The following is a 25,286-nucleotide window of genomic DNA, read 5'->3' as shown; positions in this document are numbered from 1 at the left end:
GCTCAGACGCTCATCGCGTACGCGACGACCCCGCGACGGACGGCGTCCATCGCCGCCCGGGCGGTCCGGCGCACCCGCGCGCCGTCCGGCGTTCCCGGGTCCGCCTGCACCATCGGAGCGACCTGCGCGATCTGGTCAAGGATGTCGATGAGCTGGCGCATCCACCGGACGAAATCGCCGGCGGTCAGTTCCACGGAACTGTCGGTCAGCACCCGTTCCAACGTGCGGCCCGCGGCCCAGTCGTGCGCGACGGCGACGAATCCGAGCTCGGGCGGGCGCAGGAACGCGAGCCGGTGGGCCTGCTCGGCCTCGGCGAGCCGCTCCGACAGCCGGACCATCTCGGCGAGGCAGTCGCGTAGCGCCGCGCCGCCCGGCAGCGCCGGGACGCCGGCGTCGTCACCGCGCGGCTCGAACACCAGCGTGGACACGGCGGCGGCCAGCGCCGGCGGGGNGAGATCGTCCCAGATGCCGGCGCGCAGGCATTCGGCGACGAGCAGGTCCTGCTCCGAGTAGATGCGCGCGAGCACCCGCCCGGCGGCGGTGACGCGGTCCCCGTCCAGGTAGCCGAGGTCCTCGAGCGCGGCGCGGACCCGGTCGAACGTCTTCGCGACCGTGTTCGTCCGGCCCTCCACCTTCCGTGAGATCGCGGCGGTCTCCTTGACCAGCCGGTTGACCTGCTCGGCGGAGCGCAGGTGCTCCTCGCGGCGCGGACAGTCGTGCACCGGATGGGCGCGCAGGGCCCGGCGCAGCCGGGCGAGCTCGGCGTCGTCCGCCGCGGCCGAACGGACCCTGGCCCGCCGGCCCGGAGGGGCATCGGGGTTGACGTCGGCGGCGCGCAGGGAGGAGGCCAGATCCCGGCGTGACTGCGGCGAGCGCGGGTTGAACGACCGCGGCACCCGGACCCGGCCGAGCGGTTCGACGGCGATCGGGAAGTCGGTCAGGGACAGCCTGCGAACCTGCCTGTCCGCGGTGAGCACCACCGGCCGCGGGCCGTCGGCGGCATTCGCGGCGGCGTCGGCGTCGAGCACGACAGCGAGCCCGCTGCGCCGCCCGGCGGGCACCCGCACGATGTCCCCGGTCCGCAGCCGGGCGAGCGCCGCCGCGGATTCGGCCCGCCGGCGCGCCGAACCCTCCCGCGACAGCGCGGCCTCCCGCTCAGCGATCTCCCGGCGCAACCGGTCGTACTCGCCGATGTCACCCTTGTCGCAGCTCAACGCCTCACGCTTCGCGTCGATCGCCTCGGTGTTGCGCTGCACCGCCCGGGCCAGGCCCACCACGGCCCGGTCGGCCTGGAACTGCGCGAACGACGACTCCAGCACGGTGCGTGCCCGCTCCCGCCCGAGCCTGCCGACCAGGTTGACGGCCATGTTGTACGACGGCCGGAACGACGAGCGCAGCGGATAGGTCCGCGTGGAGGCCAGCCCCGCGAGCGCGAGCGGATCCAGCCCCGGCTGCCACAGGACGACCGCGTGGCCCTCCACGTCGATGCCGCGCCGCCCGGCGCGGCCCGTCAGCTGGGTGTACTCCCCCGGGGTGATGTCCACGCGGCTCTCGCCGTTGAACTTCGTCAGCCGCTCCAGCACGACGGTACGGGCGGGCATGTTGATGCCGAGCGCCAGGGTCTCCGTGGCGAAGACCACCCGGACCAGCCCCTGGACGAACAGCTCCTCGACGATCTCCTTGAAGGTTGGCAGCATGCCGGCGTGGTGGGATGCGATGCCGCGTTCCAGCCCCTCCAGCCACGCCCAGTAGCCGAGCACGGCGAGGTCGGTCTCGGGGATCCCGGCGGTGCGTTCCCGGACCAGGGTCCGGATCCGCTGCTGCTCCGCGGGGCCGACGAGCCGCAGACCCGCACGCACGCAGGAGGTGACCGCCGCATCGCAGCCGGCCCGGCTGAACACGAAGACGATCGCCGGGAGCAGGCCGTCGCGGTCGAGCCGTTCGACGACCTCCGGCCGGCCCGGCACCCACGTCCGCCGGCGCGCGCCGGGCGCCGGCCGACCGCGGCCGACCGCGGGAGAGCCCCCCGACAGCGCCCGGCTCTCCTCGCGGGCCAGCCGCAGCAGGTCCGGGTTCACCACTCGTCCACCGACCGCCGTCGGACCACCACGGGCCGCGGGGATGGCTGCCACGGGCGCCTGGCCGGCACCCCCATTGCGGCCACGGTCGCCACCGCGACCACCCTGGGTGGCCCGGCCCCGTTCGCCGTTGCGGTTGCCGCCCCGCCCCCGTCCGCGGTCCCGGTCGCCGCCGCGGTCCCGGTCGCCGATGGTGGCGCGCCGGGTGCCGGCTACCTCGAATCCGGCTTCGACCCCGACGTTCCACCTCGACCGGACGAGATCACCGTCCAGGGTGGCACGAAGTGCCTCGGGTCCGCCCGGCGGCGGGGTGCCGGCAGTGTCCTCGAGGAACAGGTCGTACAGGGTGCGGTCAGCGAGCACATGCTGCCACAGCGGAACGGGACGGTGATCGCTGACGATGACCCGGGTATGGCCGCGCACCGTGACCAGCCACTCGGCGAACTCCTCGGCGTTGCTCACCGTCGCGGACAGGGAGACCAGCCGGACCTGCGCCGGCAGATGGATGATGACCTCCTCCCACACGGCGCCGCGCTGGCGGTCGGCGAGGTAGTGCACCTCGTCCATGACGACATAGCCGAGGTCGTCCAGCCGGCCGTTGTCGACCGGGCCGGCGTAGAGCATGTTGCGCAGGACCTCGGTGGTCATCACCACGATCGGGGCGTCGCCGTTGCGGGAGGTGTCCCCGGTCAGCAGGCCGACCGAGACGGCGCCGTAGCGGGAGACGAGATCGGCGTACTTCTGGTTCGACAGCGCCTTGATCGGCGTCGTGTAGAAGCAACGCGTCCCGGTGCGCAGGGCGAGATGGGCGGCGAACTCGCCGACAACCGTCTTACCCGCTCCCGTCGGGGCCGCGACGAGCACCCCTTCACCGGCAGCCAGCGCCGCGACCGCCTCGAACTGGAACGGGTCGAGTCCGAAGGGGAGGCCAGCGGCGAACTCCACAAGAATCTCGGGCGTGGAGGACACATCAGCCACCCTACGGGACGCGACGGCCGGCAGCCGACCGGTTTATGCCGGTCCCGACCGGCCGGGGAAGAACCTACGAGCGTCAGGTGATGTCGCCGTGGGTGACGTCGGTGCTTGGGGAGACGGGGGCCGTCCCCGCGCCGACGGGTGTTGACGACCCGGTGCCGACCGGGTTCGCCGTGCCGACCGGGTTCGCCGTGCCGGGCGGGTTCGCCGTGCCGGGCGACGTGGCCGTCGCCGCGGGGCCCGCGGAGGCCGCCGGGCGGGGCGGGGCGTCGTCGAAGTCCAGCGGGGAGGTCTCGTCGTCGTCCAGGTCGGCATACGGGGAGGTGTCCCCGCGGCGGGCCACCCGCCGGTCGTTCAGCCAGCCGATGATCAGCGCGACCTCGTAGAGGAGCACCATGGGCAGGCCCAGCGCGAGCATGGTGAACGGGTCCTGGCTGGGGGTGACGACCGCGGCGAACACGAACACCAGGAAGATCTCGGGCCGCCGCCAGGAGCGCAGCTTGGCGGTGCTGACGATCCCGGCCAGATTCAGCATCATGACGAGCAGCGGAACCTCGAACGACAGTCCGAAGATCAGCAGCATCGCCTGGACGTAGCTGAGGTACCGGTTGCCGTCCAGGACGCTGACCAGCCCGTTGCCGCCGAAGCCGAGCAGCAGGCCCAGCCCGGTCGACAACGTCAGGTAGGCGAAGACCGCACCGGTGGCGAACAGGACGAGGGAGACACCGACGAAGGTCAACGACCAGCGCCGCTCATGACGGTGCAGACCAGGGGTGATGAAGGACCAGAGTTGGTACAGCCACACCGGCGAGGAGACCACCACCGCGGCGATCATGGAGATCTTCAGGCGGATAGTGAACGCGTCGAGGATGCCGAAGAAGTACAGGGTGCAGTCGTTCGCCGCCAGGCCGTCCGGGCTGAACCGCTTGCTCGCCGGCAGGTCGCAGTACGGCGCCTTGAGCCAGTCGAAGATGCGCGGCTCGAAGATGAAACAGACGACACCGGCGATCGCGAACGCGAGGAGCGCGATGGCGACGCGGTTGCGCAGCTCACGCAGATGCTCGGTGAGCGGCATGCGACTGTCCTCGACAGTGCGCGTGCGGCGGTAGTTCACCGAGGCGACGAGCCTTCGCGGCGTGGGCAACCCTGGCACGTCGGCGGCTCCTGGTCGAGAGGAAGGAGGAAGGGGCGCCGGCGGACGCCCGACAGGCCGTGGGACCGCCGTGAGGTCAGCCCCGGTCGGCGGCCGACGCGGTGCCGTTCACGGACGCGGTGGCGTTCACGGACGAGGCGGAGACCTGACCGGGCGCGACGGCCTGACCGGGCGCGACGGCCTGCGGCTGGGCCACCGGCGGCTGGGCCTCGATCGGCAACGGGGCCGGCTGCGCCGCGGGCGCGGGCTGGTCATCCTCGCGCAGGCCCTTCGTCTCGGCCTTGAAGATGCGCAGCGAACGACCGAAGGAACGCGCGGCGTCGGGAAGCTTCTTCGACCCGAATAGCACCAGAACGACGAGGGCGATGATGATGATTTCGGTGGTGCCCAGGTTTGGCATGGTCGGCGTCCTCCGATGAGCGCGGTACCGGGCCCGGTCCGACGACCGGTGCGATCGATGCTACGTCCGCCAGCCTAGGAGGGGATAGACGGCGTGCGGGTATCCCGGAGATGACGGATGCGCAACGAAGTCAGCCTGCACGATAGCTCGTAGCACTCGGCGGGCAAAGCGTGTCCACAACGACACCGGAAACCCAAATCATCACCGACCGCTACCTCGTCAACCCGGAAGTCCCAAATTGTGGCGACACAACGTCGTATGGCACGATCGACGTCACGCGACGGTCGCTCCCGTCAGACCACACGGGGACCACGGATCCGGTCGGGCGAGGAGCCGGTCAGGACGTGCGTTCGGCGAGCCGCGCGCTGACCTCGGCGTGGTCGAGCCGCGCCGCGAGCGCCGCGGTGTCCGAGGCCAGGACCGAGACCCGCGCGGACAGCTCCGTCGTGACGGCCCGCACCGCGCGCATCTTCTGCCACACTCGCCACGCACTGAGCGCCAGCAGGGCAAGCGCGCCGACGATGAGGACGAGGTAGAGGAGCGCCCAGAGCATACCGATCACCCTACTCGGCGGTCGGCGTGAGCCCGTAGGCGAGCAGGGCCCGGCGGGCCAAGGCGTGCACCTCCTCGGCGAGCGCCGGCGGCTCGACCACCCGCACGTCGGCCCCGAGGCCGAGGACCAGCCGGTGCAGCCAGAAGGTCTCCCCGGCGTACAGCGTGACCTCGAGCCGTCCACCGGGCAGCTCGCGCATCCCGGTGACCGGGTAGTAGTCGGCCACCCACCGGGCCGGGGACGCCAGCTCCAGCACGACCCGCACGTCCGCCGGGCCGGGCCGGTAGATCCCCTCCCTGGTGTCGCGGGACACCGTGCCCGGCGGCGGAACCGCCGGGGCGTCGAGGATCGTCACCCCGCCCGGCCCGTCGATGCGGTCCAGCCGGAACAGCCGCACCGCCTCCGCCCGGTGGCACCATCCCTCCAGGTACCAGCGGCCGTCCTGGACCAGCACCCGCATCGGGTCGACCTCGCGCTCGGTCAGCTCGTCGCGGGACCACACCAGGTAGCGCAGATGCACCCGCCGGCGGTCCCGCAGCGCCCGCTGCACCACCGCGAGGACCTCGTCGTGGACGTCGAGGGTGACGCGTACCTGGCCGACGGCGGCGGTGCCGGCGGTGCCGACCGCCTCCTCCAGCTTCTCCAGCGCCCGATCCAGGGCCTCGCGGCCGGCGAGGCCGGGCACGTCGGCGAGCGCGCGGGCGGCGACGATCAGGGCGGTCGCCTCGTCGACCGACAGCCGCAGCGGCCGGTCGAGGGTCTGCGGATCGACGATGGTGATCTGATCGCCGGAGTAGCTCAGGTCGATGAGGTCCCCGGGCGCGCCGCCGGGCAGGCCGCAGACGAACAGCAGGTCGAGGTCGTCGCGCAGCTGGCGGGGGGTGATCCCGAAGGCCGCGGCCGCCTCGGTCAGGGAGATCCCGGGATGCGCCCGCAACCAGGGGACGAGCGCGAGCAGCCGGCTCAGCCGGTCGGTGGCGGCGCTCACCGCGTGCCCGGGGCGGGCGGTGGACGATGNGCCGGGGCGGGCGCCGCCCGACGGATCATCGGGCGCTCACCGGACGTTCGTCGCGGCGCACCCCCGCAGGTGGGGACGCCACGTCGCGGGCGGCGGTGCCCGCGAGGGCCGCCCGGAGCCGACCGACCACAGCCGCGCGCAGCTCGGGTGGGTCGACGACGACGACGTCCGGACCCGATCCGACGATCCACCGGGCGAGCTGTTCGGTGTCGGCGAAGTCCATCTCCAGCAGATCCATGCCCGGCGGTGGATTCGTATCCGGCGACGGGCGGGCGTACCGCCGCAGCGCGTGCGCGCTGCCCCGGCGGACCGCCAGCGTGGCGGTCCGGAAGCGGTCCGGGGGGGCCTGCGCCGAGACCATCGCCCGCAGATCGACCCCTGGCGGGACCTGGACCGCGCCGGCCGGTCCGACCATGCGCACCGGGCCGGTGAACCGGGACAGCCGGAACACCCGGGCCGCGCCACGGTGCAGATCGTGCCCGGCAAGGTACCACCGCCCCCGCCACGACAGCACCCCCCAGGGCTCGACGTGCCGGTCGGCGGAGTCCGTCTCACCGACCTTCCGGTACGGGAAGCGGATGGTCCGACCGGCCTGGACCGCCGCGAGGCACTGCTCGAAGGCCGGCTCGGTCGCATCGACCCGCGGTTCGAAGCCGTCGAGCACGCCGAGCCCGCCACCGCTCACCGCGGCCCCGCCCGCGGCGAGCTTGCGCAGGGCGCTGGCGGCCGGCCCGGCGAGCGCCGTGCTCGACCACAGCGAGCCGGCGACGGCCAGGGCCGCGGCCTCGTCCGGTTCCAGGGCGATGTCGGGCAGCGCGTAGTCGCCGCGGCGGATGCGGTAGCCGGTCTCGTTGCTGAACGCCGAGTCCGCGCCGGTCTCCAAGGGGATGCCGATCTCCCGCAGATACGCCTTGTCCCGCTCGAACATCCGCCGGAAGGCGTCCTGCTCCTCCTCGGTGCGCCCGGGCTCGTAGCCCTCCACCAGCTCGCCGATCTGGGACACGGTGAGGAAACGCGATGTCGCCATCAGGCACATCGTCAGGTTGAGGAGCCGCTCCACCCGTCGCCGGGACACACCCGTAAAGGGTAGCCGCCGGAGTTCACCGGGCACGCAGCNCCCCATCACCGCCGCTGGCCCACCGGTCGCACCGGGCCCACCGGGCCACCCGCGGCCGGGCCGGGTGAGGGCCCGTGGGCTACGGCTGGCCGGCGCCGGCCCCAACACCCGGCGTGGCCCCAACACCCGGCGTGGCCCCAACACCCGAGGTGGCGCCGTCGACCGCGATCAGGTCCACCACGAACACCAGAGTGTCGTCGGCGAGGATCGTCGGCGGACGTCCCCCCACCGGGCCATATCCGAGGTCCGGCGGGATGATGATCTGGCGGCGGCCGCCGACGCGCATCCCGTCGATGCCCTGCCCGAAGCCGGCGATCGTGCCGTCCAGCGGGAAGGTCGCCGGCTGGCCCCCCGCCCAGCTGCTGTCGAACTCCTTGCCGTCGCGCCAGAGCACGCCCACGTACCGGACGGTGACGGTGCTGGTGGCGGAGGCGAGCGCGCCGTGACCGGTCACGAGATCGGTGGTGACCAACGTGGCCGGCGCCGTCCCCCGGCCCGCCGCGGAGATCGGCTTGCGGCTCAGGTCGGTGGCACCCGCGACCGCGGGGACCCGCCCGGAGGTGTCGTCGACGGCCGTCCGGGAGGGCACCGGCGCCGCCCTGGTGCCGTCGGGGGCGTCGGAGGCGCCGCAGCCGACCAGGAGCGGGGCGAGCAGCACGGCGGGCAGCACGGCACCCGCGAGCGGGTGCCGGCGGGTGGCGGACGGCCGACGGCCGCTGCCACGCGAGCCGGGACGGGCTGACGCGAAGGGCAGGACGACGCCGGCGCGTCGCGGCACGAACATCACAGGGGCTCGAGTCCTCACATACTGGCGATGAGCTTGTCGACCCGATCATCAACGGAACGGAACGGGTCCTTGCACAGGACCGTACGCTGGGCCTGATCATTGAGCTTCAGGTGGACCCAGTCGACTGTGAAGTCCCGGCGTTTCTCCTGGGCACGCTTGATGAACTCGCCGCGCAGCCGGGCGCGGGTGGTCTGCGGGGGGCGTGACTTGGCCTCGAAGACGTCGAGATCACGGGTGACGCGCTCGACCAGACCAGCCCGTTCCATCCGGTAGTACAGGCCCCGGTCGCGGTGGATGTCGTGGTATTTCAGGTCGAGCTCGGCGACCCGCGGCGAGGCCAGCGACAGCCCGTGCTTGTGCCGGAAACGCTCGATGAGCACGTACTTCGTCACCCAGTCGATCTCACGGGCGACGAGCTCGAGGTCGTCGGTCTCGATCGCGAGCAGGGTACGGCCCCACAGGTCGAGCACCCGCTTGGCGACCTCGTCCCCGTCCCCGCCGCGGCGCTCCACGAACTCGACCGCCTTGGAGTGGTACTCCCGCTGGATGTCCAGCGCGCTGACCTCACGTCCGTTGGCCAGCTTGATCCTGCGCTGGCAGGTCATGTCGTGGCTGACCTCGCGAATCGCCCGGATCGGGTTCTCCAGGGTCATGTCCCGCAGCATCACACCGGCCTCGATCATGCGCAGCACCAGGTCGGTCGCCCCGAGCTTGAGCAGCATGGTCGTCTCGCTCATGTTCGAGTCGCCGACGATCACGTGCAGCCGCCGGAACCGCTCGGCGTCGGCGTGCGGCTCGTCACGGGTGTTGATGATCGGCCGGGACCGGGTGGTCGCCGAGGACACCGACTCCCAGATGTGCTCGGCGCGCTGGGAGATGCAGTACACCGCGCCCCGCGGGGTCTGCAGCACCTTGCCCGCGCCGCACAGGATCTGCCGGCTGACNAGGAACGGCACCAGCACGTCCGCGAGCTTCGAGAACTCGCCGTGCCGACCGACGAGGTAGTTCTCGTGACAGCCGTAGCTGTTGCCGGCGGAGTCGGTGTTGTTCTTGAACAGATGGATGTCGCCGGCGATGCCCTCCTCGCGCAGCCGTCGTTCGGCCTCGACGAGCAGGCCCTCGAGGATGCGTTCCCCGGCCTTGTCGTGGGTGACCAGGTCGGGCACGGAGTCGCATTCCGGGGTGGCGTACTCCGGATGGCTACCGACATCCAGGTAGAGACGGGCGCCGTTCTTGAGGAACACGTTGCTGCTACGTCCCCATGACACGACACGACGGAACAGGTACCGTGCCACCTCGTCCGGGGACAGCCGTCGCTGCCCCCGGAACACGCAGGTGACGCCGTACTCGTTCTCCAGTCCGAAGATGCGGCGGTCCACGTCTGTGACCCTATGCTCGGATGCCGCCTCGGCGCGCCGGGACGCTCGGGCCGGATGTCACCCTGATGCGGATTCGCCCCTCCTGCGGACGGACGGGTCGACCGACAACCGCCNGGCCCAGCCCGACGACGAACCAGCCGGCGAGGACCAGTACCGGACGGCCACCGCCGGCACCGTCGAAGTAGGCCGTCGAGCGCAGCAGCGTGGCACCCGCCCCCGGCGGCGCAAACTGGCCGATGTCGCCCCAGGGCCGTGGCAGCATCTCCGGGGCGGAGGCCGCCGCCGACAGAGCGGCACCGGCGACCAGAACCAGCACCGCGGCGACGAGACCCGGCACGCCCGCGACCGCCCCGAGTCCCAGGACCGGCCCGGCGACGGCCAGCGCCAGCAACGTCACGACCGCCATCGTCGTCAGGAACTCCCCGGGCAGGACGTCCAACGCCCCCTGCAGCGCGACGGCCCCGGCGAAGCCGGAGAGCACCGCGAGCGCGGCGAGCCCGGCGAGCCGGATCACCCGCGACCCCACCATCCGTGCCAGCAGCACGCCGGCCGCGGTGATCACCAGCGTCAACGGGAGGTAACCGGCCGCCAGCCCGCCGCCGGCCTGGTCCCGTGGCGCGTTGGCCACCACGTCGACCACCGGGATCTCCAGACCTGGCATGAACACCCGGATGCCCCGGGTCAGCGCCTCGGTGACCGCCGGACTCGCCGCGGAGGCGACCCGCAGGGTCAGGCCGTTGCCGCCGATGACGATCGCGGCGTAGGCGTCACGCTCGCGCAGCGCACGGTCGGCGGCGGCCACCGTCGGCACCGTGCGCACCGTGAGGGCGCCCGGCTCCACCCGGCTGATCTGGTCGGCGAGCGCGGTCGCCGCGGGTGCCGGGCCCACGGTGAGGATCGGCAGGTCCCGGGGACGCAGGCTGGTGACGGACGTTCCGTACAGCCAGACCAGGACGCCCATCAGCAGGGCCATGCCGACGGTGATGACGGCGATCCGCCGGACACCGTGCGTGCCGAGCCCGTCAACGCCGCCGAACCGGGCCCACGCCCGTCCGGCCGGATCGGCCGGGCCGGGCAGGCCGGGCAGGCCGGTCTCGCCCGAGGCCGGCGGGGGCGACGGCGCCGAGTGTCCCGGCTCGGGGCGCTGCCCCGGAAGAGGATCATGTTCGCCGCCGCCACGATGCCGTTCCCCGGTCACCACAGGAGGACTCCGACGGTCCGGTCGACGTGCGCCGGGTCCACCGCGCCCTCCCAGGCCGCCGCCACCCTCGGCAGTGGTTGCCTCACCGTGTCCTCCCTCCGTCCGGCGACACCCGCCAGGCTGCTACAGGGAGTAGCGTGACGCCTTCATGCTGTCGGGGCTTGTCCGGCGGCGTGTCGCGGCCGGCATGTCCGGGTGAATCCGCCGGTCCGCGGCGGTTCCGGACACCAGGTGGTCGACGGACCATGGGCGGGACAGGCGGATCGGGCGGGAAGGCTCCCCGGCGGGAAGGATGGCGACATGGCAACCGGAACGAACGACGCGGCGTCCCATCGAACACGACATGACGGCGAAGACAGGGCCCGGCTGCGGGCGCAGGCCGTCCGCGGCCGCGGCGGGCTGCCGCTCACGGTCCTCGCCCCGGCCGCGAAGGACCCGCCGCGCGGCGGCTTGGTCGTCGTCCAGGACGCCCGAGGCATCACGCCGTACCTGGTCTCCGTCTGCGACCGGCTCGCCGCCGCCNGCTGGCTCACCGTGGCCCCGCACCTGTATCACCGCGACGGGCTGGACGAGGTGGACCCGGCCGACGGCTGGGCCGCGGCCACGTCGACGATGGGCACCCTGTCCGGCGCGGGCATCGACGCCGACATCGACGCGGCGCTCGGGCACCTCCTCGCCGCGGGCTTCCCCGCCGAGCGGAGCGCGATCATCGGCTTCTGCATGGGTGGCACGGTCGCGCTGCACACCGCCACCCGGCACACCCTCGCCGCGGCGGTGTCGTTCTACGGCGGCGGGATCAGCACACCGTACTGGCCCGGCATCCCCGCCCTGGTGGAGGCGGCACCGTCGTTGCGCGGGCCGTGGCTCGGCCTCTACGGCGAGGAAGACGCCCTGATCTCCACCGACGAGATCGCCGCCCTACGAGCCGCGGCCGCCCGCTCGGGCGCCCCGACGGAGCTGGTCAGCTACGCCGGGGCCGGCCACGCCTTCCACAGCGATGACCGGGAGGCGCTCTACCGCCCGGTCGCCGCGGCCGACGGCTGGTCACGGGCACTCGCCTTCCTCGACCGGCACGTTCGCCCCCGCTGAGGCGCCCGGCCGGCCAATCGAAGATCGTCACCATCGACCTCACGAGCATCACCCATCTGGCGTCCAGAGATCACGGTGGGCGCACGCGAGAGATCGGCGGCGGATGAGGGCGGCGGTGCGCGCCAGGTACGGCCCACCGGAGGTGGTGGGAATCCAGGAGGTCGACAAGCCCGCGGCCGGCGGCGGTCCGGGCCCCGGACGGTGCCGCGGCTAGGCTGCTCTGATGCCACGTCATAGCTGATGCCACGTCATAGCTAGCGACAGCTGGCGCGGCTCAGCGTAAGTCTGCTCTGCTGGCAGCGTAACGGTTGGAGTATGGGGACCGGGATCGTGGATGCGTCTGGGCACACTCGTGCGGACCGGCTCGGCGGCGGCCGTGGTGGTCGCCACCGGCGCGCGTACCCAGTTCGGCCGGATTGCGCTCGGGCTGGGCGAACGGCACGAGGAGACCCAGTTCCAGATGGGGCTGCGCCGGTTCTCCGGGCTACTGGCCCGGGTCGCCGGCGTGCTCACCGGCTCGATCTTCGTCATCAACCTGGTGCTGGCCCGGCCGCTGATAGACGCGTTGTTGTTCTCGCTGGCCATCGCGGTGGGCAGCACCCTGCGCCGTCGACGAGCGCGGGCGGCCGCGAGCAGGCTGTCGTGGTGCGGGCGGACCACGGACCCGGTCATACCCTAGTGCAGGTAGGACGAGGGCCGGTGAGGATTGTCCGCCCATCGCGTCGGTAGGCTGCCGACCATGGCGGAGCTGAGTGACGTCGAGCTGGACGCGCTGGTCGAGAGTGCCGTCGTCGACGCCTGTGGTGAGGACGAACAGCTCGCGGCGTTTCACGCAGTGATGGAGGACAGCCTCACCGTTCCCTTCCGGGCCACCGTACTGGGCGTGGAAGTGACAGTGATGGGGATCGATCTGCTGCCTGGAAGCGGTATCGTCGCGGTCTGCGCTCGGGGGAGGTATCGCCAGGCGATCGGGATTCTGGACCTGCGGCTGCCCGACCCTCCTCCGGGTGGGGCGGAATGGATCGAGGCCTACCGGCGCTGGGCAGCCTGACGGGGCGAAGCGGCAAAATAAGGTAGAAGATGTCCACGTACCAGTACTACGAGTTCCTGGCCGTCGACCGGCCTCTGGACGCGCGGCAGCAGGACGAGGTCCGCGCGCTGTCCACCCGGGCCAGGATCACCGCCACCAGTTTCACCAACGAATACCACTGGGGTGACTTCCGCGATGATCCCCGGAAGATGGTGGAGCGCCTCTACGACGCCCATCTCTATCTCGCGAACTGGGGCACCCGCCGGGTGATGCTCCGCCTGCCCCGCGCCCTGCTCGCTCTCAAGGTCGCCGAGCAGTACTGCGTCGATCCGCAGGTGACCGCCTGGACCACCGGAGAGCATCTCGTCCTCGATCTGAGTAGTGAGGACGAGGGCGGGGACTGGGTGGAGGGCGCCGAGGACTCGTTGTCGGCGATCGTCGGTGTCCGTGCCGAACTCGCCGCCGGTGATCTGCGGCCGCTTTATCTGGCCTGGCTGGCGGCCTACGGGGTGTGGGAACGCGACGAGGAGGCCTTCGACGACGAGGAGGAGGACGATCTCGAGCCGCCGGTGCCCGCCGGGCTGGGTTCCCTGACCGCACCGCAGCGGGCCCTGGTGGATTTCCTCCGTCTCGACGCCGATCTGCTTGCCACCGCGGCCCAGGCGAGTCCGCCTGCGGCCCAGGCCAGGGAAGATCCCCACGCCCTGGNCGGGTGGATCAAGGATCTTCCCTCCGGTGACAAGGAGAAACTCCTGCTCCAGGTCACACAGGGCCATGGGGCCCGGGTCCAGATGGAAGTGCTACGGCGCTTTCGTGGCGAGCCTGATCCCCTCCGGGATGGCCGNCCCCGCCGCACGGTCGCCCAACTGCTGGACGCCGCCGCGGACATCCGCCAGGAACGCCGGCGGCGCGCCGAGGCTGCTCGTGCCGAGCAGGACGCCCGCGATGCCCAGGCGCGGGCGCTGGCTCGGGAGAAACGGCTGGACACTCTGGCCCGTGATGGTGACACGGCCTGGGGGCGCGTTGACGCGCTGATCGACACCCGCAGGCAGAGCGACTACGACGCGGCCGTCGACCTTCTTGGGGATCTGCAGGCGCTGGCCTCACGTTCCGGCACCACCGTGGAGTTTGCCCGACGGTTCACGCTCCTGCGCCAAGTACATCTCCGGAAGCCCAGTCTGATCGCCCGTTTCGACCGTGCCGGCCTCGGTGCCGTCACGACCGGGCAGTGACCCGTCCTCAGGTCTCCGCGGTTGATCTGCCGGCGACCCGACACTGATCCGAGGCGGGGGCGCCCGTCCGGTTTCCCTGGAGGAATTGCCAAGACTTGTGGATGGTGATCGCTAGGCGGCTTGGGTCACGGGTGGGGTGGTGGGTCGTTCGATGAGCTGGCCGCCCTCGAACACGGCGCCGGAGGTCATCACCTGCCGCGGCTGGGCGTGACCGTCACGGACGACCAGCCGGCGGCCGTGTTCGTCACGCTGGTCAGCGAGTTCCGCGATGTAGGCGTCGACCTCGGCTTCCAGGGCGGCGGCGAGCATCCGCCGGGCACCTTCCCGCACGATCTCGTCGATCAGCGACGGGCTGCTCGCCGGACCATCGGCGGGCGTGCCGTCTTCGGGGACTACCGTGAGCACGGGCGCGCCTTCCAGACCGACGCGCCAACGTCGGTCTGACTGAGACCTCAACCTCGATCACCGGGAAGGTACGCCCTCCCCAGCCGATCCACAGGTCTCAACCATTGCTCGTTCCCTATCCGCATGTCGGTCAACAGCGAAGTGATTGAACAGCGGGCAGCGTCCCACCATGTAATACCGGTCATCGTGGACGTGTCGTTCCCGCTACCCGAGCGCACCACTCAACGGCGGATGTCCGGGCTGGCGCTCGGGGCCATGGTCTGCCGGCTTCGACCACTGGTGTCATCCCGGGTCGTGNCCCGCNCCCCGTGCATGGACGTTCCCCGCCGTGGCCGCACGTTTCCGCTGGCAGACGGCCTGCTTGTGCGATCGGGGATGTTGATCGTGGGGCCGGGGATGGTGGGGTGGCGGTTCGGGTTGCGCCCGGTTCTGTCCACAGGTATTCAGGACTATTGGTGCGACCTGGGATTTCGTCCAACCTTTTGCTAGTCGTCAAGTTCGCACAATACGAACCGGGCGATGCCCGCAGTGCGCCACCAGGCGTGCGAAGTCCTTCGGCCGGCGACGGGCGTACGTCCGCTCCACGGGGCCGTACCCACCCGCCGGCCCGGTGCTCGGTGAGCACGGCGGGCAGCTCGACATCCAGGCCGAATTTCTCCGTCAACCCGGGCTACCCGGCCGTCTGCGGGGTGGTCGCCAGCCCGCGGTGTGGTCCTGGCTGGGGATGGCCGCCGCCCACCTCGCAGACGAACGTCCACAAGCCGGCCGCCCATCCATCGGCGCGGGCTGGATGAACTCGTCCGGGTGGAATGGGCGTACCTGTGTATCCATGCCACAGCTGCACGGGTCGCGAGCTGTGCGTCGCGCCGTATGCCGGTCCTGGCTGCAGTGTGCCGGAGACGCCAGCGAGGAGGTCTCGTCCATGAGCACTCCAGGGNTCGGCCATCCGTTGTACCCGCCGCTGCGCCCCACGGTCACCGTCGAGGAGCTCCTGGCCACGAGAGGTACCCAACCCATCCGCTCGCTCGACGACCTGGCCGCTGACACCTTCGATTCCGACGAGGAGCTCGACGAGTTCCTCGCGTTCACCTACGCCGAGCGTCGTCGCGACGTCGCCTGAGCCGTCGCCTGAGCCGTCGCCGTGCAGCCCGTCGTCCTTGACACCGACATCGTGTCCCTGAGTCACAAGCGCAGGCTCAGCAGGCCCGTGGCAACCCGCCTGATCGGCCGCCGGCCGCTGATCACCTTCGTGACCTTCGGTGAGCTCACCAAGTGGACCGATCCGCGAGACTGGGGTAGTCGTCGACGTCGGGAACTCGCCGACTGGCTTTCAGGAATCCCTGTACTACCCGGAGACGAAGCCGTCGCTGCCACCTGGGGCGTACTCTCCGCAGCCGCCACCCGGGCCGGACAGCCCCGTCCAGTCAACGACATGTGGATCGCGGCGTGCTGCCTCACTCACAATCTGCCGCTCGCCACCTTGAACCCGAAGGACTGCATGTACTTCAGGGATCATCGTGGTCTACGGATTCTTGGCGAGGAGTAACCGCTGCTTCCGAACGGCGGGCCCCGGGGNCATGCGGNACGCCGTGGTGGCCGGCTGCGACGTCGCCACCGTGACGACTCAGCCGGGATCGAAGTCCCAGCAGAACACGCAGCGCGCCGGTTTCGACCTCCTCCACACCCGCGCCATCCTCAACGCGCGGCGATGTTGGCGGGCCAGCCCGAGGCTGTCCGGTCAGCCATGGAGAAGACCGGTGGCGGAAACGGCCGGCGCAGGTTGGCGCTGCTAAAAAGAGCCATGACCACGACACCACGAATTCAGCAGTACCAGGGCGATCGACGCGAGCTCCGCCCTCTGTTCGAGCTGGCCGAAGACTCGGCCAGTCAACTCGACGCCTACCTCCACCTCGGCCACGTTCTGGTCGCGCTCCTCGACGACCGAATCGTGGGACATCTTCAATTCGTTCCCACCGGACACCCACAGACGGTCGAGATCAAGAACATGGCAGTGCTGAAGCCCCATCAGGGACATGGGATAGGCCGGGCGCTCATCGAGTCACTGGTCGAGCTTCTCGCGGGTGCTCCGGTGACCGCGCTGCTCGTCGCGACGGCCGCCGCCGACATCGACAACCTGCGCTTCTACCAGCGGCGCGGGTTCCGGTTCCGCTCGGTCGAACGCGACGCTTTCACGGCGGCGACGGGCTACCCCGGCTGCGTCGTCATCGACGGTATCGAGCTGCGCGACCGGGTCTGGCTTGACCTGGTCGCTGCCCGCCACCGGGCCCCGCGTCGAAAACCGGGACCTTCTCCTGGCCAGCCGCCCCGGGTTGTTCGAAGCCGAGCACTGCCTCCCGCACACCGGCCTGGGCTAAGTAGGGAGCCGACCGGCCGGCCTGAGCAGGAACGTTGCGACCTATATCGCCGTGGCCATGATCCTCGGCATCTATTTCGCGCTGAGCTCCGGCACCGTGGACAGCATCGTCTACGACGTCGTCCTGGAGGAGACAGGCTCGAGCAAGCTCTACGAGACCTGGATCGGCCGGGCCACCATGATCGAGAGCGGTGTTCTCGTGGTCAGCGCGCTGGCCGGTGGGGCGATCGCCGGCTGGGCCTCCGCGCGGGTGGCCTCCTTCGCCACCTTGCCGTTCGTGGCGGCCTCGGCCGGTCAGACTCGGAGCGCCTCGCCGAGAGGTAAGGCGGCATGAGAGCACCATTGGACGCTCACATGCAGCGGCCCAGGCGGCGTACTCCAGCCAAGTCCCGATGAGAGAGCTCCGGCGCGGCTCGGGTGGATATTGCTGATCGAAGATGTCGGCGGCAGTGACAGTGAGACATCCTGGCGGCGCGTTACGGATCTCCTCGCGAGCGCACAGCGCANGGCGTGCCNGGGCAGAGCCTTCGGTCCCGCCACTGTCAGGGCCGGCAGCTCCGTCGTCTGTCTGGCGCTCCGAGGCTGCTGGAACGGCCGATGTAATAGCGTTAGCCTTTTCCAGGAGCCGGCTGGAGATCCCTCGACCGTCAACAGAGCGCGCCCACTTCGCCTCGCCGAACAGAACCGGGTGTCGGTCCCTGCCCGCGAGCACGACCGCATCGATCTCGTTCTGCCCACCCGCGCTCCAACAAGGCCCGACCGCGACGATGTCCCTGCCCAGCGCGCCGGCGACCGCGAGTCGGCGTAGGTGCTCGCGAAACGCTTCCTCCCACGGTTTGCCGAGATGGCCGTCCAGACTCTCGATCAGTACTGGCAGCAGTGCTTTCCCTGATCCACGCTCGATCTCCGCGCGGTACCGAGACAGCACGCCGAGATAGAAAGCGAGGAAATTGTCGGCGATCCGGTAGACGCGCCGACGGCTGCGCGCTGGTTCGGTGANGGGCATCAGCCGTTCGNCCAGCCGCAGCTCGACGAGCCGATCCAGAGTACGGGCCGGTTCAGCCCGAATATAGTCCTTGATCTCGTTGTACTGGGTGCGGCCCTCGGCGATCGCGTGGAGCACGGCCGCCGGGTATTCACCGTGCTCCACCTCGGTGGCAAGCACGAGTTGGCCCTCGGTGAGCAGCGGCGCCCCGGGCCGGCAGGCCAGCCGTAGCAGGTTGTCAGCGAGATCGGCGCCCTGGTCCCACCACGACAGATACAACGGAACTCCGCCAACCAGCCCGTAGACGAGCGCCCGGTCGGATGGCGTCAGGCTGGGCAGCATGAGTGCGGCCTCGTGCGGACGGANCGGATGCAGCGACAGTGACAGATCAAATCTGCCGTACAGAGGCGCCCGCTGCTCCTGTAGCGCGGTCATGTGCCGCACGGCCGACCCGCACACGAGCATCCGCAGCCTGGTCCGGCCGGCTGTTCGATCGAGGAAGGCCCGCAGGACTCCGGGCAGTTCGGGTGAGGTGGCGACGATCTCGGGAAACTCGTCCAGGATGACGAGGAGCGGCTCCTGCTCAGCCGCCGCGGCGAGGTCGTCGAGCGCGTCGTCCCAGTCGAGATAGGGACGAGCAGCGAGATCACGGATTCGCCCCGGTAGCGCGATGGCCGCCTGACGGGATAGTTGCGCCAGTTCCCCAACTGCCGCCCGACCGGCTCCGGTGTGGGACACCGACCGACGGCCCTGGGCGAAGCGCTGCAACAGCGCGGTTTTGCCGACCCGTCGCCGTCCCCCCACCACCGCCGGCCGGGGGTCGGTCGAGCGCCACCACGCCTCCAGAGCGGCGAGTTCGTCGGTGCGATTCACAAAGGCCACCGCCGCCCCGCCTCCCTCCAGCAACTCACACCACCTGTAACTTACTTGCTATGTAAGTTATACCCAGCGCCATCCGTACGCGGCTCGCGACATCCACGATTCTGTGATCTTTCCGCCTACCCGGCCGACAACCCTGACCGGATCGTGCTGCACGAGCTCATCCGGAGAGGGATCACGATGACGCCGCTCACGGACCACCTCGCCTACCGTAGGACCTCGTCCTGCGCGGCATCGCCAGCCTCCCGGTCCGCTTCAAACAGCACGCCGGTGTCCTCGGTCAGGTGCCGACGTAGGCCGCGAGGTGCTCGCCGGTGAGGGTGGAGCGGGCTGCGACGAGGTCGGCGGGGGTGCCCTCGAAGACGATCCGGCCGCCGTCGTGGCCAGCGCCGGGACCGAGGTCGATGATCCAGTCGGCGTGCGCCATGACCGCCTGGTGGTGCTCGATGACGATGACCGACTTGCCGGCGTCGACGAGCCGGTCGAGCAGGCCGAGCAGCTGCTCGACGTCGGCGAGGTGCAGGCCGGTGGTCGGCTCGTCGAGGACGTAGACGCCGCCCTTCTCGGCCAGGTGGGTGGCCAGCTTGAGCCGCTGCCGCTCGCCGCCGGACAGCGTGGTGAGCGGCTGGCCGAGGCTGAGGTAGCCGAGCCCGACGTCGGCGAGCCGGTTGAGGATGGCGTGCGCGGCCGGCGTGCGCGCCTCCCCGGCGCCGAAGAACTCCTCGGCCTCGGTCACCGACATCGCGAGCACCTCACTGATGTCGCGGCCGCCGAGATGGTGCTTCAGCACCGATGCTTCAAACCGTTTCCCCTCGCACTCCTCGCAGGTGGTGGCGACGCCGGCCATCATCGCCAGGTCGGTGTAGATGACCCCGACGCCGTTGCAGGTGGGGCAGGCGCCCTCGGAGTTGGCGCTGAACAGCGCCGGCTTCACGCCGCCCGCCTTCGCGAACGCCTTGCGGATCGGGTCGAGCAGTCCGGTGTACGTCGCCGGGTTGCTCCGTCGCGAGCCGCGGATCGCGCCCTGGTCGATCGACACCACACCCGCGCCGGCTGGCCCCGAGAGATGGGGGATCGACCCGTGCACGAGCGAGCTCTTGCCGGAGCCGGCGACGCCGGTGACGACGACAAGCACCCCGAGCGGGATGTCGACGTCGACGCCGCGCAGGTTGTGCGCCGTCGCGCCGCGGATCGCTAGCCGGCCGGTGGGCGTCCGCACCGCCTCCTTGAGGGCGGCCCGGTCGTCGAGATGGCGGCCGGTGCGGGTGCCGCTGGCCCGCAGCCCCTCGACGGTGCCCTCGAAGCAGACGGTGCCGCCCGCCGTTCCGGCGCCGGGGCCGAGGTCGACGACGTGGTCGGCGATCGCGATCGTCTCCGGCTCGTGCTCCACGACGAGCACCGTGTTGCCCTTGTCCCGCAGCCGTAGCAGTAGGTCGTTCATCCGCCGGATGTCATGGGGGTGCAGGCCCGTGGTGGGCTCGTCGAAGACATAGGTGACGTCGGTGAGGGAGGAGCCGAGGTGGCGGATCATCTTGACGCGCTGCGCCTCGCCGCCCGACAGCGTGCCCGACGGCCGGTCGAGCGAGAGGTAGCCCAGCCCGATCTCCACGAACGAGTCGAGGGTCCGCCGCAGCGTGGCGAGCAGCGGCGCGACCGACGGCTCGTCGAGGCCGCGGACCCATTCGGCCAGGTCACTGATCTGCATCGCGCAGGCGTCGGCGATGTTGATCCCTTTGATCCTGGAGAACCGAGCCGCCTCGCTGAGCCGGGTGCCGCCGCAGTCGGGACAGGCGGTGAAGGNGACCGCCCGGTCCACGAACGCCCGGATATGCGGCTGCAGGGCGTCGGGATCCTTGGCGAGGAACGACTTCTGGACCTTGGGGACCAGCCCCTCGTAGGTGAGGTTGACACCGTTGACCTTCACCTTGGTCGGTTCCTTGTAGAGGAAGTCCCGGAGTTCCTTCTTCGTGTACTGGCGGATCGGCTTGTTCGGGTCGAGGAAGCCCGACTCGATGAAGATCCCCACCGTCCACCAGCCGTCCACCTTGTAGCCGGGAATGGTGATCGCGCCCTCGGCGAGCGACTTGGAGTCGTCGAAAAGCTGGGTGAGGTCGATCTCGGAGACCGTGCCCCGGCCTTCGCAGCGCGGGCACATGCCGCCGGCGCGGGTGTAGGTCTGTTTCACGGTCTTGGTCTTACCGGCACCGCGTTCGACCGTGACCGCGCCGGCCGCTCGGACCGAGGGGACGTTGNAGGAGAACGCGTTGGGCGAGCCGATGTGTGGCTCGCCGAGCCGGCTGAACAGGATGCGCAGCATCGCGTTCGCGTCGGTGGCGGTGCCGACCGTGGAGCGGGCGTCGGCTCCCATCCGCTGCTGGTCGACGATGATCGCGGTTGTCAGCCCTTCGAGTACGTCGACCTCGGGCCGCGCCAGCGTCGGCATGAAGCCCTGCACGAAGGCGCTGTACGTCTCGTTGATCAGCCGCTGCGACTCGGCGGCGATCGTGCCGAACACCAGCGAGCTCTTGCCCGAGCCGGAGACGCCGGTGAACACCGTCAGCCGGCGCTTCGGGATCTCGATGCTGACGTCCCTGAGGTTGTTCTCGCGCGCGCCGTGCACGCGGATCACATCGCTGCGGTCGGCAACGTGCGGCGCCGGCGACCGCGGGTCCGGCGACCGCGGGTCCGGCGACCGCGGGTCCGTCCTCGTGGCCGTGCTCATGGCCGTGCTCATGGCCGTGCTCATCGTGTCTCCATCTGCCTGGTGCACGGGAGGTGCCTGGTGCACGGGAGGTGCCGTCGGGCCGGTCATGCTGCGATCGCCGGACGGCTCAGCGGAGCTCGTTGATGCGGATCAGGTTGCCCGCGGGATCGCGGGAGGCGCAGTCGCGAACGCCGTACGGCTGCTCGGTCGGCTCCTGGACGACCTCGGCGCCGCTGGCCTGCAGCCGCGCGAAGGTGCCGTCGAGGGCGGCGGTGGCCAGCGACGAGCAGCCGACCGCGAAACAGACCTCGGTGACACTCAGGTCGCCACGACGCAGCAGCGCCATTGCGCGCTCGATGCGCCGCGCCATCAGATAGGCGTACGGCGACTCGCCGTAGGCGAGCCGGAACTCGCGGCTGAGATGCCCGGCCGACATGTGCGCGCCGCGGGCGAGCGCCTCGACATCCAGCGGCCGCGCGTACTCCCGGTCGATCCGGTCGCGGACGCGGCGCAGCCGCGCGAGGTCGATCAGGCGCCGCGCCGCGACGGGTCTGCTCGTCACCTGCCAGATCGTGCCACATCGCGCCGAGCACGTGGACGGGCCGGGCAACGGACAGGTGAACGGTCCACTCCGCCGCGCCCTGGGTGGCGATGGGACCGTGCAGGTTCAGTACCGCGTCACGGATTCGCTCATGTGCCCTTCCTCGCTGCTGGAGTGGATGTGCCGACGGCGGGTCGTGGTTCGGTGAGCGTGGTTACGAGTTCGTCGATCAGATTCTCGTCAACGGGTTGGCTGGTGGCAAGCATCCGGTACCAGATGACGCCGAAGACGAGGTCAGCGGCGGTGCCAGGGGAAGGGACGGGNGGCAGCTCGCCGCGGGTCCGGGCCCGGTCGAGGATGATCCCGAGCGCGTCACGGCGGCGCTGCAAGAACGAGGAGCGGAACCGTCCCCGGAACTCCTCGTCGATCTGAGCGTGGGCCATCAGTGCGCGCAGTGCATCGGCTACCCGCTGGTCACGGCCCAGCCGGAAGCTAGCCGTGAGGAAGGCACGCAGGTCGGCGGTGTAACTGCCCTCGTCCGGGATGGGCACGTGCAGGTCGGCCTTGGTGGCCAGCGCGTCAAGCAGCACGTCGGCCTTGGACGGCCACCNGCGGTAGATCGTCTGTTTGCCCGCGCCGGAGCGGGCCGCGATGCCCTCGATCGTCAAGCCTGCGTAGCCAACCTCTCCCACGAGCTCGATCGCCGCGGCAAGGATGGCCAGCCGGCTCTCCTCGCTGCGCTTGCGTCCGGGTCGGACCGGGATGGGGTGGTCGGTCACGGAGGCATGCTATCGTCAATCCGATACGAGACGTAACGGTTCGATTTAGGAGATCACGTGAGCGAGCACACCGCGCTGGTCGTCGGGGGAACGTCTGGGATCGGGTTGGCCACCGCCCGGCGGCTGCAAGCCCTTGGCGCAACGGTCCACGTTGTCGGCCGCGGCAAGCAGCGGCTCGATGACGTCGCGGCCAGCGACCCGGAGCTGATCGTCCACCGGGCGGACGGCGGCAACCGTGCCGAGATCAGCGCCGTCATCGAGACGATCGGCCGAATCGACTGGCTGATCATCAGCCTCAGTGGCAGCGAAGGTTCGGGATCTGTCGCTGACCTGGACTTCGACATGCTCCGCCGAGCCTTCGACGCGAAGTTCTGGGCTCACCTCACCACCATCCAGGCGGCTGTGCCGCACCTCACAGCGACCGGCTCCATCACGTTGCTCGGCGCGATCACCGCCCGCGCCGGAATGCCAGGAACCGCAGGCATCGCAGCCCTCAACGGCGCCGTCGAGGCCCTGGTCAAGCCGCTTGCTGTGGAACTCGCGCCGATCCGGGTCAACGGCGTCTCCCCCGGCCTGGTCGACACCCCCTGGTGGAGTGGCATACCCGACGAGGCCCGGAAGGCATACTTCGCCCAAGCCGCCCAGGCGCTCCCCACCCAGCGGATCGCGACCGCGGACGACATCGCCGAGGTCACCGTCGTCGCAGCCACCAACGCCAACCTCACCGGCACAGTCATCGAGACCGACGGCGGGGCCCGTCTCGTGTCGATGGGCTGACCAGCCTTCCAACCCGTCAGCGACGTCTTCTGCCGACAGCCCCGCGTGCAACGCGTCCAGCAGTCGCGGGGCAGCACCAGCGCGATCCCGTCAGCGGTGGTTGGTCAGCAGCCGCTTGACCACCTGGTTAGACGGGCCGGCCTGGATGGTGCCCAGCTCCCGCAGCACGGCCCGCGACCAGCCATCGGGAAGATCGCCGGCCGCCGTGTCACCGCTCCGCAGGACGATGCGTGCGACGTTCTCGTTCGCCCGGTCGGCGGTCCGCACCTGGCCCGCCGTCGCTGGGCACGGTGGCACCCGCGCGGGGGTGTGTAAGAACAACGGCTCTGCCAAGATTCCGGTGGTGACAGGCCCGGTCCCGGGATGCCACGCGGAGCTCGGCATCCCGGGGTCATCCCCCGGCGGACATCGCGGCCCCGGGAACCGACCGATAGTCGGCGAACACGGTGGGCCGGTCAGGTGGCCGGTCAGGTGGCCGAGGTCTGCGCGAGCAGCCCCTCGAGCGCCGGGCCGACGATCCGCTTGAACATCCGTCGGGTCCGGGTCCGGTCCAGCATGCCGNCCTCCAGGTTGGCGGCCGCGAGGACCCGCTCGCCGTTCTGCGGCAGGCCCGGGGGCACCCCGACGGTCAGGGCCTGCACCGCGACACGCAGCGCCTCGGCGAGCGGCTGGCCGTCCCGGTGATGCTCCTTCAGCGACGTCGTGACCTGCTCGGAGGCGCCACCGATCGCGACGAAACCCCGCTCGTCGGCGATCGACCCGTCATAGGTCAGCCGGTAGATCTGGTCGTCGGCGATCGAGGTGCCGACCTCGGCGACGACGATCTCGACCTCGTAGGGCTTGACGCTCTCGCTGAAGATCGCACCGAGGGTCTGCGCGTAGGCGTTGGCGAGCGCGCGGCTGGTCACGTCACGCCGGTCGTACATGTAGCCACGCGAGTCCATGAGGCGGATGCCCGCCGTCCGCAGGTTCTCGAACTCGTTGTACTTGCCGACCGCGGCGAACGCGATGCGGTCGTAGATCTCACTGATCTTGTGCAGGGTCGCCGACGGATTCTCGGCGACGAACAGGATCCCGTTCTCGTAGGTGAGGACGACGACGCTGCGACCCCGCGCGATGCCCTTGCGCGCGTACTCGGACTTGTCGCGGACCTGCTGTTCGGGGCTCGCGTATCCGAACGGCATGGTCACGTCAGCCTCCCGAGTTCGTCGAACGGTCCGCGATGATGGCCGTCACCACCGGTTCTATCTCATCGTCGGCATAGCGACGGTAGCCGTCCGCCGTCACGACCGCGACGATCGGGTACAGCTTGCGGATTACGTCCGGCCCGCCGGTCGCCGAGTCGTCGTCGGCGGCGTCGTAGAGGGCCTCGACGCTGATCCGGACGGCGTCGTCCTGGCTGAGATCGGACCGGAACCGCTTCTTCAGTGAACCCTTCGCGAACACCGAGCCCGAACCGATCGACTCGTACGTGCGTTCCTCCGACTTCGCCGCCGCGATGTCGTAGGAGAAGATCCGCCCTTTGCCCGTGTCGAGGTCGTACCCGGCGAACAGCGGGACGACGGCGAGGCCCTGCAGGGCCATCGGCAGGTTCCCCTTGACCATGGCCGCCAGCCGGTTGGCCTTCGCGTCCAGGCTCAGCGTCGACCCCTCGATCTTCTCGTAGTGCTCCAGCTCCACCTGGAACAGCCGGATCAGCTCGGCGCCGACCCCGGCGGTGCCGGCATACCCCACACAGGAGTAGTCGTCGGCGTGATGGACCTTCTCGACGTCCCGCTGAGCGATCATGTGCCCCTGTGTCGCGCGCCGGTCACCGGCCATGATCANGNC

At 70.7% G+C, this 25,286-nt stretch carries 22 protein-coding genes and 5 pseudogenes (1 of these 27 only partly in view); 9 read left to right on the top strand and 18 right to left on the bottom strand.

The window, feature by feature from the left end; genetic code table 11:
- Positions 1-2 precede the first annotated feature (2 nt).
- From CED_RS10590 to CED_RS10550, 9 genes are all read right to left on the bottom strand, one after another.
- Positions 3-3,047 (bottom strand): RNA helicase, encoded by a 3,045-nt coding sequence (locus CED_RS10590; protein ID WP_035910231.1) that lies wholly within the window; start codon positions 3,045-3,047, stop codon positions 3-5.
- A gap of 82 nt (positions 3,048-3,129) precedes the next feature.
- Complete coding sequence (tatC, locus tag CED_RS10585) at positions 3,130-4,206, bottom strand: twin-arginine translocase subunit TatC (RefSeq protein WP_035910230.1); 1,077 nt, start codon at positions 4,204-4,206, stop codon at positions 3,130-3,132.
- Positions 4,207-4,282: 76 nt separating this feature from the next.
- A complete protein-coding gene (gene tatA, locus CED_RS10580; protein ID WP_011437004.1) occupies positions 4,283-4,606 on the bottom strand; it encodes a Sec-independent protein translocase subunit TatA in 324 nt (107 codons plus the stop codon).
- A gap of 337 nt (positions 4,607-4,943) precedes the next feature.
- Complete coding sequence (locus tag CED_RS10575) at positions 4,944-5,159, bottom strand: hypothetical protein (RefSeq protein ID WP_011437005.1); 216 nt, start codon at positions 5,157-5,159, stop codon at positions 4,944-4,946.
- Positions 5,160-5,169: 10 nt separating this feature from the next.
- Positions 5,170-6,147, bottom strand: coding sequence for a YafY family protein (locus tag CED_RS10570; RefSeq protein ID WP_011437006.1), 978 nt, complete (start codon positions 6,145-6,147; stop codon positions 5,170-5,172).
- A 55-nt stretch (positions 6,148-6,202) separates the two neighbouring features.
- Positions 6,203-7,204 (bottom strand): YafY family protein, encoded by a 1,002-nt coding sequence (locus CED_RS10565; RefSeq protein WP_235187017.1) that lies wholly within the window; start codon positions 7,202-7,204, stop codon positions 6,203-6,205.
- A gap of 169 nt (positions 7,205-7,373) precedes the next feature.
- Positions 7,374-8,081 (bottom strand): FKBP-type peptidyl-prolyl cis-trans isomerase, encoded by a 708-nt coding sequence (locus CED_RS10560; RefSeq protein ID WP_011437008.1) that lies wholly within the window; start codon positions 8,079-8,081, stop codon positions 7,374-7,376.
- A gap of 14 nt (positions 8,082-8,095) precedes the next feature.
- On the bottom strand, positions 8,096-9,460 hold the full coding sequence (gene pafA, locus CED_RS10555; RefSeq protein WP_035910228.1) for a Pup--protein ligase: 1,365 nt from the start codon (positions 9,458-9,460) through the stop codon (positions 8,096-8,098).
- Between the two features lie 10 nt (positions 9,461-9,470).
- Positions 9,471-10,658: a hypothetical protein gene (locus CED_RS10550; protein ID WP_235187016.1), complete on the bottom strand. Its 1,188-nt coding sequence runs from the start codon at positions 10,656-10,658 to the stop codon at positions 9,471-9,473.
- Positions 10,659-10,961: 303 nt separating this feature from the next.
- On the opposite strand from CED_RS10550, the gene CED_RS10545 reads away from it, so the two are divergent.
- The 4 genes and pseudogenes from CED_RS10545 to CED_RS10530 all read left to right on the top strand — a co-directional run bounded on the left by CED_RS10545 (position 10,962) and on the right by CED_RS10530 (position 14,012).
- Entirely contained in the window at positions 10,962-11,750 is a 789-nt protein-coding gene (locus tag CED_RS10545) for a dienelactone hydrolase family protein (protein ID WP_035910224.1), read from the top strand.
- 340 nt (positions 11,751-12,090) lie between these two features.
- Positions 12,091-12,351 (top strand): annotated as a pseudogene (locus CED_RS10540) (hypothetical protein); the annotation flags it as partial.
- Positions 12,352-12,489: 138 nt separating this feature from the next.
- A complete protein-coding gene (locus CED_RS10535; protein WP_035910221.1) occupies positions 12,490-12,801 on the top strand; it encodes a hypothetical protein in 312 nt (103 codons plus the stop codon).
- A gap of 29 nt (positions 12,802-12,830) precedes the next feature.
- Entirely contained in the window at positions 12,831-14,012 is a 1,182-nt protein-coding gene (locus CED_RS10530) for a hypothetical protein (protein WP_035910219.1), read from the top strand.
- Positions 14,013-14,183: 171 nt separating this feature from the next.
- Here CED_RS10530 and CED_RS10525 read toward each other — a convergent pair.
- Positions 14,184-14,417, bottom strand: a pseudogene (locus CED_RS10525) (IS256 family transposase); the annotation flags it as partial.
- 922 nt (positions 14,418-15,339) lie between these two features.
- Here CED_RS10525 and CED_RS10520 point away from each other — a divergent pair.
- From CED_RS10520 to CED_RS26155, 3 genes and pseudogenes are all read left to right on the top strand, one after another.
- Complete coding sequence (locus CED_RS10520; RefSeq protein ID WP_035910216.1) at positions 15,340-15,537, top strand: hypothetical protein; 198 nt, start codon at positions 15,340-15,342, stop codon at positions 15,535-15,537.
- 21 nt (positions 15,538-15,558) lie between these two features.
- The gene (locus CED_RS10515) at positions 15,559-15,963 is read left to right on the top strand and encodes a type II toxin-antitoxin system VapC family toxin (protein WP_035910214.1); all 405 of its coding nucleotides are present in this window, start codon (positions 15,559-15,561) and stop codon (positions 15,961-15,963) included.
- A gap of 40 nt (positions 15,964-16,003) precedes the next feature.
- Positions 16,004-16,210 (top strand): annotated as a pseudogene (locus tag CED_RS26155) (hypothetical protein); the annotation flags it as partial.
- On the opposite strand, the gene CED_RS25255 reads toward CED_RS26155, so the two are convergent.
- On the bottom strand, positions 16,207-16,374 hold the full coding sequence (locus CED_RS25255) for a hypothetical protein (protein ID WP_162492182.1): 168 nt from the start codon (positions 16,372-16,374) through the stop codon (positions 16,207-16,209). The pseudogene CED_RS26155 and the gene CED_RS25255 overlap by 4 nt on opposite strands.
- Between CED_RS25255 and CED_RS26150 the strand changes: the two are divergent.
- A pseudogene (locus CED_RS26150) lies at positions 16,366-16,536 on the top strand (GNAT family N-acetyltransferase); the annotation flags it as partial. The gene CED_RS25255 and the pseudogene CED_RS26150 overlap by 9 nt on opposite strands.
- 103 nt (positions 16,537-16,639) lie before the next feature.
- Here CED_RS26150 and CED_RS10500 read toward each other — a convergent pair.
- The 4 genes from CED_RS10500 to CED_RS10485 all read right to left on the bottom strand — a co-directional run bounded on the left by CED_RS10500 (position 16,640) and on the right by CED_RS10485 (position 22,679).
- Positions 16,640-18,658, bottom strand: a complete 2,019-nt coding sequence (locus tag CED_RS10500) for an ATP-binding protein (RefSeq protein WP_235187014.1) — start codon at positions 18,656-18,658, stop codon at positions 16,640-16,642.
- Positions 18,659-18,935: 277 nt separating this feature from the next.
- Positions 18,936-21,377, bottom strand: coding sequence for an excinuclease ABC subunit UvrA (locus CED_RS10495; protein WP_035910259.1), 2,442 nt, complete (start codon positions 21,375-21,377; stop codon positions 18,936-18,938).
- A 109-nt stretch (positions 21,378-21,486) separates the two neighbouring features.
- Positions 21,487-21,921, bottom strand: a complete 435-nt coding sequence (locus CED_RS10490) for a helix-turn-helix domain-containing protein (RefSeq protein WP_011437019.1) — start codon at positions 21,919-21,921, stop codon at positions 21,487-21,489.
- Between the two features lie 128 nt (positions 21,922-22,049).
- The gene (locus CED_RS10485; RefSeq protein WP_035910209.1) at positions 22,050-22,679 is read right to left on the bottom strand and encodes a TetR/AcrR family transcriptional regulator; all 630 of its coding nucleotides are present in this window, start codon (positions 22,677-22,679) and stop codon (positions 22,050-22,052) included.
- Positions 22,680-22,736: 57 nt separating this feature from the next.
- Here CED_RS10485 and CED_RS10480 point away from each other — a divergent pair, with 57 nt between their 5' ends.
- Entirely contained in the window at positions 22,737-23,456 is a 720-nt protein-coding gene (locus CED_RS10480) for an SDR family oxidoreductase (RefSeq protein ID WP_023841073.1), read from the top strand.
- Between the two features lie 90 nt (positions 23,457-23,546).
- Here the strand turns inward: CED_RS10480 and CED_RS24275 are convergent, their stop codons facing one another.
- The 3 genes and pseudogenes from CED_RS24275 to prcB form a co-directional block, all read right to left on the bottom strand.
- Entirely contained in the window at positions 23,547-23,723 is a 177-nt protein-coding gene (locus CED_RS24275) for a hypothetical protein (RefSeq protein WP_157493378.1), read from the bottom strand.
- A 200-nt stretch (positions 23,724-23,923) separates the two neighbouring features.
- Positions 23,924-24,646, bottom strand: coding sequence for a proteasome subunit alpha (gene prcA / locus CED_RS10475; RefSeq protein ID WP_035910207.1), 723 nt, complete (start codon positions 24,644-24,646; stop codon positions 23,924-23,926).
- Position 24,647: 1 nt separating this feature from the next.
- Positions 24,648-25,286, bottom strand: a pseudogene (prcB, locus tag CED_RS10470) (proteasome subunit beta) (it continues 186 nt past the right edge of the window).

The organism is Frankia sp. CeD (assembly GCF_000732115.1).
Taxonomy (GTDB): domain Bacteria; phylum Actinomycetota; class Actinomycetes; order Frankiales; family Frankiaceae; genus Frankia; species Frankia casuarinae.
Note: the sequence above shows the minus strand (reverse complement) of the source record. Positions and strands in the feature narration are given on the sequence as shown.